The 15,612-nt window shown below is 40.9% G+C and carries 18 protein-coding genes; 12 read left to right on the top strand and 6 right to left on the bottom strand.

What is annotated here, in order from left to right; genetic code table 11:
- From gspG to PHP90_RS11145, 5 genes are all read left to right on the top strand, one after another.
- Positions 1-323: type II secretion system major pseudopilin GspG (gene gspG, locus PHP90_RS11165; RefSeq protein ID WP_299929757.1), on the top strand; the 323-nt coding region annotated here is incomplete at its 5' end.
- Positions 314-859, top strand: coding sequence for a prepilin-type N-terminal cleavage/methylation domain-containing protein (locus tag PHP90_RS11160; RefSeq protein ID WP_299929754.1), 546 nt, complete (start codon positions 314-316; stop codon positions 857-859). The genes gspG and PHP90_RS11160, both read left to right, overlap by 10 nt.
- Entirely contained in the window at positions 846-1,286 is a 441-nt protein-coding gene (locus PHP90_RS11155) for a prepilin-type N-terminal cleavage/methylation domain-containing protein (RefSeq protein ID WP_299929751.1), read from the top strand. The genes PHP90_RS11160 and PHP90_RS11155 overlap by 14 nt, the downstream gene beginning before the upstream one ends.
- Complete coding sequence (locus tag PHP90_RS11150) at positions 1,286-1,780, top strand: prepilin-type N-terminal cleavage/methylation domain-containing protein (protein ID WP_299929748.1); 495 nt, start codon at positions 1,286-1,288, stop codon at positions 1,778-1,780. The genes PHP90_RS11155 and PHP90_RS11150 overlap by 1 nt, the downstream gene beginning before the upstream one ends.
- Before the next feature lie 53 nt (positions 1,781-1,833).
- On the top strand, positions 1,834-2,496 hold the full coding sequence (locus PHP90_RS11145) for a response regulator transcription factor (RefSeq protein ID WP_299929745.1): 663 nt from the start codon (positions 1,834-1,836) through the stop codon (positions 2,494-2,496).
- 2 nt (positions 2,497-2,498) lie between these two features.
- Here the strand turns inward: PHP90_RS11145 and PHP90_RS11140 are convergent, their stop codons facing one another.
- The 6 genes from PHP90_RS11140 to PHP90_RS11115 form a co-directional block, all read right to left on the bottom strand.
- The gene (locus tag PHP90_RS11140; RefSeq protein WP_299929742.1) at positions 2,499-4,190 is read right to left on the bottom strand and encodes a HAMP domain-containing sensor histidine kinase; all 1,692 of its coding nucleotides are present in this window, start codon (positions 4,188-4,190) and stop codon (positions 2,499-2,501) included.
- 3 nt (positions 4,191-4,193) lie between these two features.
- Positions 4,194-4,613, bottom strand: a complete 420-nt coding sequence (locus tag PHP90_RS11135; protein ID WP_299929739.1) for a hypothetical protein — start codon at positions 4,611-4,613, stop codon at positions 4,194-4,196.
- A gap of 3 nt (positions 4,614-4,616) precedes the next feature.
- Complete coding sequence (locus PHP90_RS11130; RefSeq protein WP_299929736.1) at positions 4,617-5,600, bottom strand: hypothetical protein; 984 nt, start codon at positions 5,598-5,600, stop codon at positions 4,617-4,619.
- 27 nt (positions 5,601-5,627) lie between these two features.
- The gene (locus PHP90_RS11125) at positions 5,628-6,050 is read right to left on the bottom strand and encodes a lytic transglycosylase domain-containing protein (protein WP_299929733.1); all 423 of its coding nucleotides are present in this window, start codon (positions 6,048-6,050) and stop codon (positions 5,628-5,630) included.
- Positions 6,051-6,125: 75 nt separating this feature from the next.
- Positions 6,126-6,308, bottom strand: coding sequence for a hypothetical protein (locus tag PHP90_RS11120; protein ID WP_299929730.1), 183 nt, complete (start codon positions 6,306-6,308; stop codon positions 6,126-6,128).
- Between the two features lie 64 nt (positions 6,309-6,372).
- Positions 6,373-7,638, bottom strand: a complete 1,266-nt coding sequence (locus PHP90_RS11115; protein WP_299929727.1) for a DNA polymerase IV — start codon at positions 7,636-7,638, stop codon at positions 6,373-6,375.
- A gap of 254 nt (positions 7,639-7,892) precedes the next feature.
- Between PHP90_RS11115 and tssA the strand changes: the two genes are divergently transcribed.
- The 7 genes from tssA to PHP90_RS11080 all read left to right on the top strand — a co-directional run.
- The gene (gene tssA / locus PHP90_RS11110; protein ID WP_299929724.1) at positions 7,893-9,383 is read left to right on the top strand and encodes a type VI secretion system protein TssA; all 1,491 of its coding nucleotides are present in this window, start codon (positions 7,893-7,895) and stop codon (positions 9,381-9,383) included.
- An 11-nt stretch (positions 9,384-9,394) separates the two neighbouring features.
- Entirely contained in the window at positions 9,395-9,874 is a 480-nt protein-coding gene (gene tssB / locus PHP90_RS11105; protein ID WP_299929721.1) for a type VI secretion system contractile sheath small subunit, read from the top strand.
- A gap of 9 nt (positions 9,875-9,883) precedes the next feature.
- Positions 9,884-11,362, top strand: a complete 1,479-nt coding sequence (tssC, locus tag PHP90_RS11100; protein WP_299929718.1) for a type VI secretion system contractile sheath large subunit — start codon at positions 9,884-9,886, stop codon at positions 11,360-11,362.
- Positions 11,363-11,365: 3 nt separating this feature from the next.
- A complete protein-coding gene (gene tssE, locus PHP90_RS11095; RefSeq protein WP_299929715.1) occupies positions 11,366-11,785 on the top strand; it encodes a type VI secretion system baseplate subunit TssE in 420 nt (139 codons plus the stop codon).
- Positions 11,775-13,547: a type VI secretion system baseplate subunit TssF gene (gene tssF / locus PHP90_RS11090; protein WP_299929712.1), complete on the top strand. Its 1,773-nt coding sequence runs from the start codon at positions 11,775-11,777 to the stop codon at positions 13,545-13,547. The genes tssE and tssF overlap by 11 nt, the downstream gene beginning before the upstream one ends.
- 22 nt (positions 13,548-13,569) lie before the next feature.
- Positions 13,570-14,538, top strand: coding sequence for a type VI secretion system baseplate subunit TssG (gene tssG / locus PHP90_RS11085; RefSeq protein ID WP_299929709.1), 969 nt, complete (start codon positions 13,570-13,572; stop codon positions 14,536-14,538).
- Positions 14,539-14,546: 8 nt separating this feature from the next.
- On the top strand, positions 14,547-15,612 hold a 1,066-nt coding region (locus tag PHP90_RS11080), incomplete at its 3' end, for an AAA family ATPase (RefSeq protein ID WP_299929707.1).

Below are 15,612 nucleotides of genomic sequence, written 5' to 3'. Positions count from 1 at the left end.
GCGAAGAAGCAAAACAGAAGTTGGTATGTGTTCAAATGAAGAGCCTCTCCGAAGGGCTCAAAATGTTTAAAATCGATAACGGTTCGTATCCGACTACGGAAGAGGGGATTGCGGCATTGATTACCAATCCTTCGAGCGATACGTATCCTTCGTACAGTAAAAACGGTTATTTGGAAGGGAAAAACCTTCCGAAAGATCCTTGGAATCACCCTTATATCTATTTGAATGACGGGACAACATTTGACCTTGTCTCTTTAGGTGCGGACGGAAAAGAAGGGGGAAGTGATGACGGGAAGGATCAAAAGCTTTCTGAATGCCGCTAAAAACCATTCGCAGAGGATTTACACTTATTGAACTTATTATTGTGATTGCCATCATGGGAATGGTAGCAACATTGGTAAGTTCACGTCTTTCACACATTGCCGAGCACTCATCGGTACTCACTCCATCCAGTATAAAAAATTATCTCAGTGCTTTTAATTCGACTAAACGTCTCGATTTGTTTTGTTATGACAATTGTACACAATGCGATTTATGGGAAGGGGATAAGAAGGTTCGTTCTTCTCTTGTTATGGAAAGCAATGGTTCGCTTAGTGTACGTCGATTTGATCGTTATGGCCATTTGGTACATGCAGATCCGACAATACGTTCAGAACATGGAGAAATGCATGAAGGGAATTTTGAATTTTCCCTATATCCTGATGGTGTTTCAAGCTCTCTTATCCTTGAGTCAAAAGGGAGCTTTACTGCATATACCCCTTTGTCTGATTCGGTGATACAGGGAGATGAAGATCAACTACGTGCGTCATTGTATGATTCTTCGCTCATGAATATGGAGAACTATTATGGGAGCCGCTAGAGGAGGATTTTCCATAATCGAAGTATTGGTCGCAGTGGTTATAACTTCTATTGCAGGGCTGGCACTAATGGAGTCGGCAGCTCAGGGGAGACGAGCTTATGATATGGCTTTAAAACACCAAAAAGATTCTGAATTAGCGGCACTGATAGCACTTTCCTCAAATACGATGGGCGGAGCAGGAGAAAATGATATTGCAACTCTTATGTCAACACGCTATTCTATTGATAACGCCCGTATCACTGAAAAATTAAAATCCTATCATTTCATCTTGAGAACGGAACGTTCCCATATATGGGATGCTTCCGGTGAAGGAAATGAAACGTTAAAAGCCGTTGCTCTCATCTCTGCAAATGCAATCGAACAGACAATGATCGAAATGGATGGGGCTCGAATCCCTTTATACGGACTAAGCGGAGAGGGATGGTAATGCGACGCGGATTTACGTTGATTGAATTGCTGGTTGCCATTATATTATTCAGTCTGATTGCTGCATTTTTATATGGCGGAATCGATCAGGTTCGTCTTATGCGTCTTTTCTATGATGAAAAAGGCAAAGAGTTCAAACACCATGAAAGGATTCGATCTCTTTTGTATCGTGATTTGGCACAAGCGGAAAAAATGAGTATCATTGATGGAGACAGTGATCACAGTATTGTTTCGCTGCAGCCTGATCGGCATTCGCTTTATGGAATAGCTCTGCCAAATGTAGTATGGCTGGTTGTACGTAAAAATAATACTCTGATCCGTCTTGAATCGGCGGAGAATATTCAAATTCCATTGGACCCGACAAAGTTTTATGGGGTTCACAGCGATATCGTTGCAACGGGATGTACGACATTCCGAGTCTATGAATCATCAGCCGGACGATTTGGCTCATTAACATGCGGCAATGATGAAATTATGGTTGAAGCCCCCCGTTAACAGTTTATACCAAACTTTAGATATAATTTTTTTTGATGCTTATAAGGGGTGAGATGTATATACTGATTATTGATGATAATGAAGAATTGCTTTATGCACTTGAGCAGCTTTTAAAAGATACCAATTACCATGTAGATGTTGCTAAAACACTTCATGAGGGTGAATACAGTATTTCCCAAAAAAAATATGATCTGATTCTTTTGGATTGGATGTTGCCCGATGGCAGCGGAATCGATCTTTTATCAGGATTGCGTCGTGAAAACATACGAACTCCTATCTTGTTTTTTTCCTCTAAAAAAGAGGTAGAGGATAAGGTGGAGGCACTGGATTGCGGAGCCGATGATTATCTGGAAAAACCCTTTTCAAATATAGAGTTGCTGGCCAGAATCCGAGCTTTGTTACGACGTGAAAGTGTCCAAAAACAAACGCAACTTCAGATAGGTGAATTAACGATCGATTTTTCATCCCGAAGCGTACTGGCTCTTAATGAACCGGTAAAGCTTTCAAGTAAAGAGTTTGAGCTATTGGAACTGCTTGTATTGAATGCGAATACGGTTTTAACGCGTTATCAGATTTCTGAACATTTGAGTCGTGATTTTGATCATCTTACCGCCAGCAATATCGTTGATGCCCATATTAAAAATCTTCGTAAAAAACTCAACGCCGATGATCTCATCCAGACTGTACGGGGTGTTGGATATATGATTGCAAAGTAACTTTAAAAGCTGCGAAAATGGAATATGGCATTAGTCCCTTTTCCTTCCCCTGTACTGTTAATAAACAAATCTCCTTTGAGCAATAAAGCGATGCGTTTACTGATAGCCAGACCTAAACCGCTCCCTTCCAATCCGCTTTGGCGCTGAGAACGTACTTGATAAAATTCATCAAATAAGTTATCCAGTGCTTCATGTGCGATACCGCATCCGGTATCTTTTACCTCTAAAACATACAAATCTTCTATGTATTGAATTTGTACCTGAATATACCCTTTTTCCGTGTATTTGATTGCGTTTGAAAGGAGATTTATTACAACCTGTCCAAGCAAACGCGCATCACTCATCAGTACCGTCTCTATCGGTTCAAATATAGTAGTAATATAGAGTCCTTTATCTTCAGCCAATGGAGTTACCAATTCCAATGCATCTTCAATGAGAGTAATTGGATTGCATGGTGCAATATGGGGCTCCATTTTTCCCGATTCTACTTTGGCCAAATCCAAAATATTGTTAATAACACCTAACAGGTAATGGGCGGAATTTTCGATTTTTCCGAGAGTTTCACGCATCGGTTCCGGTGTTTCGGACTGTATCATCATATATTGTGTCAAACTAAGTACGGAGCCAAGGGGAGTTCGAAGTTCGTGGGACATTGAAGATAAAAAAGAAGATTTGGCCTGCAAGGCTGCTTGTGTTTTTCCTAATAATTCAATACGTTCCATACTAAGTCGTGTAGTAGACATCAAGGTATTAAAGGAATGAGCCATCATCCCGATTTCGTCACTTCCCGTCTCCGTAACGGTTTGAGAATAGTCACCGGTCATAGCAATGCTTTTAGCTGTGCTTGAGAGTTCACGCAAAGGTGTAACAATCCTTAGTACAATAATCCAAACCAAAAAGGCGATGAGTACAAGACCGATTCCAAATGCACTTAAAAAAAGTGTTTGGAAATGGTAGAGCAGTGAGAGAGTCTCATTTTTTGGCATGGCATAATGGAATTCCCATCCTTCTAATACGCCATCAAGTGCAATCGTATCGTGTAAATAGGCATCCATATCCAGAGTAGGTGAATCATTTTTGTACAGATAGGACAACGAAAAAGGAGGGGTGATCCAACGATAGAAATTTTGATCACTTTTTAACCTAAGCGCAAAGTTTTTCATGGGATAGGACATGACCAAATAGCCTAAAAACTCTTTTGTATTAAAAGAGCCGTATGCCGGTGTAAATAAATAAAGGTTGTCCCCAAGAAAAAAGTATGATTTATGGTGTTTGAGGGCATATTTGATGGAATGAACCCCTTTAAACGTGGTGTTAATTTGACTTGATTTAGAGGAAGCATGAACCGTAAAATCAGGTCCAACCATAAATAAAGAGATAGATTCTCCCAAATCATCGGCTTTTTGTTCCAATAAACTTGTAATACGTCGATCCATATCTTGTACAACCATATCGTCCATTACTTCGAGATGGGATAAAAAAAGAATCTCTTTTTGTAATCGTTCAATATGGTTTTTTAAATCATTTGCGACCGATACGGACTGTGCATGGAGGATATCCTGCTCTTTGTTCAGCATTAACTCGGACTCATATCCCCACAAATAAGAGAGTATAGCGACAATGATGATGGCAATTCCACCAAAGAGGGCAATAAAAAGCTTATAAACTATAGGTAAATTATTCCATCGATGCATGAGTTATTCTTTTGCCCGAAAAAGTATTTTTAGATGATACTTTTGGGCTATTTCCTCATCCACGTAACCTATACTGTTGTCTACTTTTGATAAAAATTCGGCAACACTTTCCTGACTTTTAAATACTTTCGGAGTGTGGTGTCCGAGATAATGGGCCTGGAGCCAATATTGAGCCAAAGTATCTTTATTTTCACCAAGAATATTTTGCTCAAATTTACTGCGCAAGGGGTTGTCAATTCCCAAATTCAGAGGTATGATTTTTTTATTATTGAGTCGAAACTGTTTTCCGGTATAAATTCCCCGTATTTCATCGACATTGATTGTGTTGACACCGAAATTTTCTCCCGAAGCAATAACAAGGGGATCTGCATTCAGATACGTTAATCCGTTGTAAATCAGCCAAATAAAAAGTAACTGTTTCATTGGTTAAAAAAGAACCGACAGAGAAAATAGCCAACGGTTCAAATCGCTTTCTTGATGTGCTTCATACTCCCCTTTAAGGGCAATATTACTTAGCGGTCTGTAAGTGTATCCTAGAACGATATCACCATCATGTTTTTGTGTTAAAGGGGCTTTTTCAACTTCTGCACGGAGGATAGCATCATGTTTGGTAATGATATGCCAGACTCCTTGTGCATAGATGTCATACGATAACTTTTCCTTTTGGACATCATGTCTCAGGATAGATTCGAGAAGAAAATCGCCCTCTTTTTTTTCGACTTTGAGAGCTCCTAGGAAATACATTATTTCTTGTGCAGGTTCAAGACGGAAATAACCCCCGCCAAAGCGCCATGTTGTTTCATGATTGATGATATCGAATGCAAGTGCGTAATGTCGATCTACATTGAGATTATTATAGTCGATATCGAGATCATGGTTATTCTGAAAGGTCAGTGAAACACGATCAATCGTATTGGAAACTTGACGAATTTCATAATTAATACCTGTTGATAGTTTGGGAAAAAAATCATTGACAAGGTGCGGGCTTGAAGTCGTATCACGGAGCACGTTGACCGGCATTTGATTCCAAAATCCGATATCGGAATTAAATTTTCCCAATCGTATTCGTTGATCATCGCTAAAATAGTAATCACCGAAAAAGCGTTCGGTATGAAATGTTGTATTACTGCTCTCATCCCGACGGTCTCCAACCTCTTTTCTATAAATATCCGCAGCTTCAAATTCAGCTAAAAAGTCAAAATGGTCATATTCGCCGTAGACTAAAAGCGCCATGTCATCAATATCTACGTAGCGTGTATGTTTATTCGCTTCATACATAGATGAGATATAGCCTCCTATAATAATAGGGGAATTTCCCACTTGTAATCCATCTCCGAATGTATAATCTTCAGCGTGCAAAAATGTACAGGTTAAAATGAATGCAATTATTATTTTTTCAAATTTATTCATGTCGCTATTATACACCTTCTATTATGATTATTTAAATGATGCGGCGAGTCGATTCAGCCATTTTTCCTTGTAAATCGGAGTTGCCGAATGGTATCGTCCGACCGCTTGAAGATTAAACCCGTGCTCTTTGATATGTTCAGAAAGCAACCAGCTTCCGGCATAGATATTCACTTTTGGATCGAGGATATTTCGTTCGTTGATTCCCCATTGGGAAAGTCTGCGCAGATGGGAGGAATTGATTTGCATTAAGCCATAATCTACTGTCCCGTTGGCATTTTTATTGATGGCTTTTGGGTTGATGCCGCTTTCGATTGTCGCAATTTTTTTGAGTAGAAGAGGAGGGATATTATAGTGTTGACCCGCTTCATCAAAATAGCAGTCATACAATGTATTTTCTGCATAACTATCACTAAAAATGAAAAGAAGCAAAAGTAAAAAATATTTTTTCATGATATTAAGTGTATCGAAGAGGAGGTAAGTGGTACCTGAAAAGTGGGATGACCCCAGCCGCTACAGGGCTGTAAGTCATGCTCTGATGTCGAGATTCTGTCCTAGACCTGTCAGATCGGCACCGGAAACATTATTTGGTTGAGAAGAAGGTGCAATGCTTTCCAGCGCTTTCATCACTTGCTGCCCTTGCACTTCCATCGCTTTTTTCATTGCATAAATCTGAGGCAATGTTCCGATTCCCGAATTAATTGAATCCATATTTTCCCTCCTTTTTGGAGTAATAACTATATCGACAAATATAGAATTATTCTAAAGTGAAGTATTACAATTCACTGCCGCCTCTCACGATATCCATACCGTACTTTTCCCTCATTTGTGTCAGAGCATCTGTGAGGCTTCTCATCTTGGTGTCATTATCATATTCTAGAATATTAAATGTTTTCGGATCATGATGAATGAACTTTGTTGCACTCATGGCTATATAGCGTATAGGAATGTGGGGATAGAGGTCAAGTTCTTTAAACTTTTCATGGGCAAAGTGTTGAATGAAGGGTTCGTTAAACAGTCTGTACGTCGTGTACTGTTTTTTGGAACTGCCCCAGTTCTCATATCCGAGAGAGAATGCATACGTTGTCGGATTGACCCCCAGTTTCATGATGGTATGACTCCAATGCCGTACCATAACGCTGATGCGTCTAAAGAGCTCCGCACGCTCTTTTACCGGATGATCCATTGAACGGGACATTCCGATCCCTTTTCGGCTTCTACTGGCAGATATCGGTTCGTTATCACTGCCTGTTAGTCTGGCGTATAAATCTTTACCGTGTCGCCCCCATGAATGGATCAGGGTCTCTGATGTCCATGCATCCCCAACGGTTTTAATACCGTAGTGGCTCATTTTGGCCGAAAATGCTTTTCCGATGCCGGGAAATTCATCGATAGGAATGGATTTAACAAACGCTTCGATCTCCTTTTTCGGAACGACACGTATCCCATAGGGCTTAGCGGTAGAGGTTGCAAGTTTGGCAATCCATTTTGACGAACTTGCCCCTATCGACACAGGAAGCTTGAACTCTTTGGTGATCTGTTCTTGGAGATGTTTAATAAAATTTTCGGTCTCCTCTTCTTCTATCCAGCCTCGTAAATCTCCAAACATCTCATCAATACTGTACTGCTCCATAACCGGAACAACGGTAGCCAAATACTCCATCAGCTCATGGCTGAGCGTGTGATACAGCAGATGATTGGGTGGAACCAGTATAAGGTCGGGACAAAGGCGTAATGCTTCATAAATACTCATCCCTGTTTTTACTCCAAAAGCTCTGGCTTCATAGCTGGCGGTTGTTACGATACCGCGTATCTTATCTCCGTCATTGAAATAATGGCTTGCATCGTGCGATGCATGAAAGAGTGAGGGGACAAAAGCTCCGGAGTTGAGGGTAATGAGTTTTTTTGCCTGAGCGGGCTTCTTGTCAAAAATAAAAGGATCGCCCCGTCCGCCGACAACGAGGCGTTTCCCGAGAAGTGAAGGGTTACGGAGCCGCTCACAGGAAGCAAAAAAGCAGTCTAAATCTAAATGAATTATCATAATGACGGGATGATAGGACAATTCTTAGAAAAATTTTTAAATTATGACAGGATGAAATTATTTCTTCAAATTATCATAAAAATTAATAACAAAAGACTTTATATTTGATGTATAAAAACTAAAAAATATCTAAATAAAACATAAAATAGTTCAAATTAATTCTAAAAAATATTTTTTAAAAGATTTTGTAAAGAATAAAACGGTAATATTCCATGTCAAAGATAACATAAAAAAATATTTTAATTGGAGTAGTATTGCTAAATCTTATTATTAATCCTATTTCTGTTGAATTTAATTGTGGTATAGATTCCAAATACGAAGATCTATATGTATCACTGGAATCCGAGATAGATAAAATTAACAGTACTCTTGAAGGCTCTTTTCCGGATTGGAAATTTGTCAGTTCTGAATGTGAAAAACTCCTCCTAACACAAACCAAAGATATCAAACTACTTTCTTGGTGGGGATATGCACAATATAAACTAAACGGACTGGAAGGGTTTCGTTATGCGATAGAGGTGATGAACCGGACACTGGAACATTTTGGAAAAGAGCTTTTTCCAAAGTCGAGCAGAGCCAAATGGGGTGCCCTTTCATGGTTTGAGACGGTTATCAATTTTCAGATTATTCAAGATCGCCAAATTGGTATTTCCATCGATGATGCAGAAACGTATTTAGAACTTTTACGTGTTTTTCAGAAATCTGTTCAGGCTGTATGTGAGGTTGATGATCGGTTATTTTCAGAAGCATGCCGACTATTAGAAGTAAAAGTATCTGAAAAAAAACGACGTGATGAAAACGATAAACCAAAAGTTTCGACGACTCCAATAAGTGTTTCGGATAATAGCCCAAGCGGTGAAATTACTAATGATGCCGATGCGATCAAAGTATTGAACCAACTGAAAAAAAATGCTGAACAGTTAGCCCATTATTGGCGTGAGTGTCAAATCGATGATGGTCGTGCAGTACGCCTTACCCGGATGATCAGTTGGTTGGAAATTGATGGTCTTCCGCTCGTTCAAAACGGAAATACGATGCTCAATCCTCCCAGCAGTGAACGTATTGATCAGATCGATTCTTTAATTTCAGAGGGAAAAAAAGATGCAGCATTACAGATTATTGAAAATGTGATTTTTCGCTCACCCTTTTGGCTCTTTGGACATTTTAAGGCATTTGAATTATACGAATCAATCCAAAAAAACAAAGCCGCATCCGAAGTGAGAAATATGCTGATTAGTTTTGTCAATTCTAACGAAGGTGTAGCTGAGCTTAAATTTCGTGATGGGACACCATTCGTCCCGTCGCAAATGAGAGAGTGGCTGAATGAACAAACAAGAGGGGGTATTGTTGGCGAAGAGAGTGATAAACCTGTTGACACGTTAGCGCTTATCGGCGAGCAATGTTATGAACTTGTTAATAAAAAGAATTCAAAAGAGGCGATGGAGATGCTCCAGCGCTCATTTAGAGATGCGGGGTCACAAGAAGAAAAATTCCGATGGAGACTTCTTCATGCGCAAGTAGCACTTGCCGCGGGTAAACCGCTGATGGCATTAGCGCTTATTGAAGAGCTAGAGCGGGAGATAGAACACTTTTCTCTTGAAGAGTGGCAACCCGAATTGGTGGCAGAGGTCTATCGTTTTTATCTCAATTCGTTTAACCGAACCCAAATAGAACGTGAAAAATATGATATCGCGTTCCAACGTCTGTGCCGAGTGGATATGGCAGCAGCAATCGACATTAAATAAAAGGAGTCACAATGAATAAACAGTCCGAATCACCGAAAGAGAGAATCAACGTCACCTATAAACCGGCGACGGGAGATCAAAACGAAGAGATAGAGATCCCTTACAAAATTACCGTTCTGGGTGAGTTTAACCCGAATGAAGAGAAAAAACCGGTCGAAGATAAGAAGGTTATCAACATTAACAAAAACAACTTTAACGATGTTTTGAAAAATCAAGGATTATCACTGGAATTTGCGGTGCCGAATCGTTTGACTGATGATGGAAGTGATATGAATGTATCGCTTAAACTCGACAGTATGAAAGATTTTTCACCTGAAAACATTGTAGAAAATGTGGAGGAGATGAAAAAACTGATGGAGCTTCGTCAATCGTTGATCGCATTGAAAGGGCCATTGGGAAATATTCCGGCATTTAGAAAAGCGATTGAAAACGCGATCTCTGATAAAGATGAGCGCGAAAAATTGTTAAACGAACTTACATCAGCCGAATAAAGGGAAGACATGACAACAGAAGCAAGACAACAAACGCACGGTATTGAATTAAACGGGTATCTTTTGGACAACATCATTGCCGAAACCAATCTTACACGGGAAGATGAAACGTACGGTGTCGTTAAAAGCGGTGTCGGTGCATTGATTCGTGAATTGCTAAAGTCTGAAAATTCAGAAGAAAAAGTGAACAAATCGATTGTGGACCGAATGATCGCTCAGATCGATGCAAAGATCAGTGCCCAAATGGATGTGATTTTGCACCAACCGCAATTTCAGGCATTAGAATCCAAATGGCGCGGTTTGTATATGTTGGTAGAGCGTACGGATTTCCGTCAAAACATCATGATGGAAATGATTAATGTCTCCAAAGAGGAGCTTTTGGAAGATTTTGAAGAGTGTCTCGATATCACGCAATCAGGTTTGTACAAGCATGTATACAGCTCAGGATACGGACAATTCGGCGGTCAGCCGGTTGGGACGATCATTGCTGATTATCAGCTTTCGCCTTCGAATGTTGACATTAAGTTTTTAAACAAAGTGGCATCGATTGCCGCCATGAGTCATGCTCCGTTTATTGCTGCGGCAGGTCCGAAATTCTTCGGTTTGGAGAGTTTTGAGGGATTGCCGGATCTGAAAGATTTGCAAGATGTTATGAGCTCTCCTCAGTTTGCCGGATGGAGAGGATTCCGTGAAACCAATGAAGATGCACGCTATGTCGGTTTGACTTTGCCTCGTTTCTTGCTCAGAGCGCCGTACGATCCGGAAAACAATCCGGTATCAAAATTTGTCTACAAAGAAAACGTTTCGGATAACCACGAGTCGTATCTGTGGGGCAATACCGTTTACGCTTTTGCCAGTGCACTGACCAAAAGTTTTTCAAACTATCGCTGGTGTACCAATATTATCGGACCGAGCAGCGGCGGTGCGATTACCGATCTTCCGGTACACACCTTTGAGAGTATGGGAGATGTCGAGATGAAAATTCCGACCGAAGTATTGGTGTCGGATCGTCGTGAATATGAGCTTTCTGAGCAAGGGTTTATCCCCTTGACAATGCGCAAAGGGAGCAACAATGCGGCATTTTTTGCCGCAAACTCCGCACAGGCGCCGAAAATTTTTGCCAATACTCCTGAGGGCAAAGAGGCTGAACTAAACTACAAACTCGGAACTCAGCTTCCTTATCTCTTTGCCATTACCCGTATGTCGCATTACATCAAAATTTTGCAACGTGAATACATCGGTTCATGGCGTGAACGTTCCGATTTGGAACGTGAGCTTAATAAATGGGTCAAACAATACATCGCCGATCAGGAAAACCCGAGTGCGGAGATCCGAAGCAAACGACCGTTTAAAAAGGCGCAAATTTTAGTAGAGGATGTCGAAGGCGATCCGGGCTGGTACCGTGTAAAAATGTCTTTGCGTCCACACTTCAAATACATGGGTGCCAGTTTTGAACTTTCTCTTGTCGGAAAATTGGACAAGGAATAATCAATGGCGTATAAAGGGAGTCTTTTTGAACGGTTATCCTCATCGGCCCAGCATATTCATGCAACCAATGATGAAGAGGCGATGTATCAATCCATCGCCAATAATCTTTCCCGGATTTTTTCGACCAATGCCGGAAGTGCCGAGACCGTTCAAGACTATGGACGCCCCGATCTGAATAACATCCATATGAGTCAAAAAGACTCCATAGAGATGATCGAAAAAAGTGCGGAAATCTGTATTCGAAAATATGAACCGCGCCTTTTTAACGCACGTGTCGGTATCTCGCGAGAGCAGCTGTACGTGAATGAGATGAATGTCCATATCGAAGGTTTTTTAAAGCTCAATCGCATCAACAAAAAAGTGACGTTTAAAGCAAATTTATTAGGCAACGGTGCCGTTAAGGTTTTGAGAGATGACAATTAATAACTACTATCTTCAAGAACTTGGTTCTCTTCGTAAGCTTGGGGAAGAGTTTGCGCTTAAAAATCCGGGACTTTCACCCTATCTTTCGAAAGAGGGTCAAGACCCGGATGTCGAGCGGATGATTGAAGGATTTTCTTTTCTTACCGGTCGTTTACGTCAACAGCTGGATGAGGAACTACCTGAAGTGTCTCATAATCTGGCGCAATTGTTATGGCCGAATTACGTTCGTCCTGTCCCCTCTTATGCTGTGATTTCATATGAGCCTTTACGTGATCAGCGTGCTCCTGAAGTCGTAGCACATGGTACCGAAGTTTTAAGTGAGATGACGAAAGAGGGGGAACAGTATAAGTTCCGTACCTGCTACGATACTACGATCCATCCGATCGAACTTTCTCAAAGTCGGTATTACGTATACGGAAATAAAGGGCAATTGGAACTCGATTTTACTATGAGTTGTAAAGGCTCTTTGGATTTGTGTTTATTCGACAGCTTACGTATCTATCTAAACGGATCACGTTTTGTCTCAAACGAACTTTATCTCTATCTTTTGGAATATGTTGAAAAGATAGAGATAGAGATTCTCGATTACAAAGAAGAGCCGCTACAAACGCTTCAAATACCAAATCGCTCGATATCACCGGTCGGTTTTGGCGTGAATGAGCGAATGGTTCCGTATCCGCAAAATATATTTGACGGGTACGTCGTTTTGCAAGAGTATTTTTCATTTGAGCAGAAATATCTGTTTATCGACATTAACCGTCTTGATGCAATTTTTCGTGTTGAGCAGGATATTTTAGAACAAAGCCGACAGTTTAGAATGCGGTTTCATTTTTCAAAACGTTTGGTTTCGGCGCAAACACTAAGCAAAGAAAATTTTGCCCTGTATTGCACACCGATCATCAATTTGTTTGAGGTGGATGCTATTCCGATCCGTAAAACATCGTTGGAAGAAGAGTATCTTCTAAGCGCATCCGAATATGAACGTGAATCAAGCGAAGTGTTTTCAGTAGAAGGAGTACGGGGATGGATACCGAGCAAGAATGTCTATGAAGATTTTTTGCCGTTTGAATCGTTCGGTTACGGCGATCATGATGAGTATTATTCATTGCGTGTCAGACTCTCCGATGATGCGGAACGTACTTACAGCTATATCCGTTTTGCTTCTGCAGAGGGGATGTATGAAAAAAACGATTATGCCAATGCAACCGTTTCGGTCAAACTGTTATGTACGAACCGATCACTCCCTACCGCATTACAGCTAGGACGGATAAATATCTCAAATCCCCATTCCAATGTATCGCATTTGAAGTTTAAAAATATCACGATTCCGACCGAGAGCTATCCGCCGCCGATCGGAAAGGATTTTTTGTGGCGTGTGATATCAAATATGTCATTAAATTATTTGTCATTAACCGATATCAAAACGCTAACATCGATATTGAGTACGTATGATTTTCCGGGTGCACATGATGTCAAAATAAAAAATAAAAATGCGTTAATGCTCAAAGGACTCGTTTCCATTTCGCATGAAAAAACGGAGATGATCTATGAAGGATTCCCGATTCGAGGAATTCAAACGCGTTTGGAGATCGATGTAACGAAATTTACGGGTATCGGTGAAGCGTATCTGCTTTGTTGTGTTTTAAATGAATTCTTTGCTCTCTATTGCAATATCAATTCATTCCATCGATTGGAAGTCAAGATGATCGATCATGATACGTTTAAATGGCAGCCTAAAATGGGCTATCAGCCTTTGATGTGAGAATGATATGACTACCCAAGAGATGACTAAAGTATTAAAAGAGGTCGTTGCCAAAGCTTCTTTGCCTCAGGCTATACGGCTTTGTATTCAACATTTGCGTCATTATTATCCGAAATTGGATGCCGAAGCACTCTATAAAAAGATCCATTTCAGAGCTAATCCAAGTTTGGCTTTCCAAAAATCAGAGTTGTCATCCGCTACACTGCAGCATAATAATGATGGGGTCTACATCGAATTGACTCTCAACTTTTTAGCCATTTTCGGGAGTGCTTCACCCCTGCCGTCGCATTATTGCGAAATGGTCTTGCAAAGTAACGATACTGATCATGTTCTGCGCGATTTTCTGGATGTTTTTAACCATAATATTCAAAAGTTTATCTATCCGATATGGGTAAAACATCGCTATTACATTCAATATCAAAACAATCTGGAAGATCCTTTTTCAAAATACATCCTTTCGATTCTCGGACTGCACGGCGAGCATGCGTCTAAAACCTCTACGTTGGATCTACGAAAATTGATGCCCTATCTTGGGATATTGAGTATGCGTCAAAAATCCTCCGGGACGCTCTTGGCAATCGTACGCCATTACCTTTCCCATGATGATATAGAGATTCAGCAATGTATAACCGATACAGTACCCATCCCCGAGTGGCAATACAGCCGGTTGGGAGATACGAACTGCTCGTTGGGGAAAGACTTTTTAGCCGGAGAATCGGTCAAAACAAACAGTACAAAATTTCGTATCGTTTTAAATTCGGCGTTATGGGAAGAGTTGGTTGCTTATGGAGTGGATGGAACGAAAATGAAAGAGCTCAACGATTTGATCGCGTTTATGCTGGATGAACCTTTGAAATACGACGTTGCTCTCAAAATACCGAAAAAAGAGATACAGCGCTGCATTCTCTCTGCTGATCAGGGGGGATATCTCGGAGTGAACAGCGTCATAGGAATACCTCAGGAAAATTTAGAAGTTATATTTGCGAGTTAAGGGAAAAAATGAAAATTGAATTAAAAAAGCTGATTGAAACATTAGACGCGATTGCAAAACAAAGTCTTCAAAGTGCAGCTCAACGGTGTATCGCACGCGGCGGCGGTGAAATACTGATTGAAGATTTGCTTTTTGTCATGCTGGAAAATGAATACAGTCTTTTAAACGGATTGCTTAAACACTACGAAATCGCTCCGGAAAAAATGTTAAAAGCACTCCAAAACGGGGTTAAATCACAGAGCAGCGAAAGCAGCAGTCCCGTATTTTCATCGGCATTGATCCAATGGCTCGAAGATGCCTATATGCTTGCAAAATTAGAGATGTCTCTTAATGAAGTGAATGAGTCGGTGTTGTTGATGAGTTTGTTGAATAACGGTGCCAAATACTCCAATGCGGCCTATTTTAAACTGCTGGAAACGATTGATGCTGCGCAAGCATATGCACTGATAGAGGGGCTGATGGCTGAAGCTGCGGAGTCCATTCAATCCAAACCCTCACCAAAATCTTCGATGGGTGCATCAGGAGATGACCTCGAAAAATACACGACCGATATGACGCAGCTGGCAGCAGAGGGGAAAATTGATCCGGTATTGTGCCGTGATGATGAGATCCGTCAGGCGATTGACATCCTGTTGAGACGTCGAAAAAACAATCCGATCCTTGTCGGAGAAGCAGGAGTCGGAAAGACGGCGGTTGTAGAGGGATTGGCACTGAAAATCATTAACGAAGAGGTTCCGGTTCAACTCTACGGTGCAAAAGTCCTCTCTTTGGATTTGGGTGCGATGCAAGCCGGTGCCAGTGTCAAAGGTGAGTTTGAACGACGTTTGCAATCGGTTATCAATGCTATCCAATCGAGCACCCACTTCATTATTTTATTTATTGATGAATCGCATACACTTATCGGAGCGGGTGGAAATGAGGGAGGCAGTGACGCTGCCAATCTTCTGAAACCGGCTCTGGCACGCGGGGAACTGCGTACGATTGCCGCCACGACATGGTTCGAATATCGAAAATATTTTGAAAAAGACCCGGCACTTTCCCGCCGGTTCCAAAAAATCAATCTTTTGGAGCCGA

Origin of the sequence: Sulfuricurvum sp. (assembly GCF_028712165.1) — a bacterium.
Taxonomy (GTDB): Bacteria; Campylobacterota; Campylobacteria; order Campylobacterales; family Sulfurimonadaceae; genus Sulfuricurvum.
Note: the sequence above shows the minus strand (reverse complement) of the source record. Positions and strands in the feature narration are given on the sequence as shown.

Bases quoted from the DNA above. Each gene is read 5' to 3' on its own strand.
- PHP90_RS11135 (WP_299929739.1), bottom strand. From the start codon at position 4,613: ATGAAACAGTTACTTTTTATTTGGCTGATTTACAACGGATTAACGTAT.
- PHP90_RS11125 (WP_299929733.1), bottom strand. From the start codon at position 6,050: ATGAAAAAATATTTTTTACTTTTGCTTCTTTTCATTTTTAGTGATAGT.
- PHP90_RS11150 (WP_299929748.1), top strand. From the start codon at position 1,286: ATGCGACGCGGATTTACGTTGATTGAATTGCTGGTTGCCATTATATTA.
- PHP90_RS11155 (WP_299929751.1), top strand. From the start codon at position 846: ATGGGAGCCGCTAGAGGAGGATTTTCCATAATCGAAGTATTGGTCGCA.
- tssG (WP_299929709.1), top strand. From the start codon at position 13,570: ATGACTAAAGTATTAAAAGAGGTCGTTGCCAAAGCTTCTTTGCCTCAG.
- PHP90_RS11145 (WP_299929745.1), top strand. From the start codon at position 1,834: ATGTATATACTGATTATTGATGATAATGAAGAATTGCTTTATGCACTT.
- PHP90_RS11160 (WP_299929754.1), top strand. From the start codon at position 314: ATGCCGCTAAAAACCATTCGCAGAGGATTTACACTTATTGAACTTATT.
- tssC (WP_299929718.1), top strand. From the start codon at position 9,884: ATGACAACAGAAGCAAGACAACAAACGCACGGTATTGAATTAAACGGG.
- PHP90_RS11115 (WP_299929727.1), bottom strand. From the start codon at position 7,638: ATGATAATTCATTTAGATTTAGACTGCTTTTTTGCTTCCTGTGAGCGG.
- tssF (WP_299929712.1), top strand. From the start codon at position 11,775: ATGACAATTAATAACTACTATCTTCAAGAACTTGGTTCTCTTCGTAAG.
- PHP90_RS11130 (WP_299929736.1), bottom strand. From the start codon at position 5,600: ATGAATAAATTTGAAAAAATAATAATTGCATTCATTTTAACCTGTACA.
- tssB (WP_299929721.1), top strand. From the start codon at position 9,395: ATGAATAAACAGTCCGAATCACCGAAAGAGAGAATCAACGTCACCTAT.
- PHP90_RS11120 (WP_299929730.1), bottom strand. From the start codon at position 6,308: ATGGATTCAATTAATTCGGGAATCGGAACATTGCCTCAGATTTATGCA.
- tssE (WP_299929715.1), top strand. From the start codon at position 11,366: ATGGCGTATAAAGGGAGTCTTTTTGAACGGTTATCCTCATCGGCCCAG.
- PHP90_RS11140 (WP_299929742.1), bottom strand. From the start codon at position 4,190: ATGCATCGATGGAATAATTTACCTATAGTTTATAAGCTTTTTATTGCC.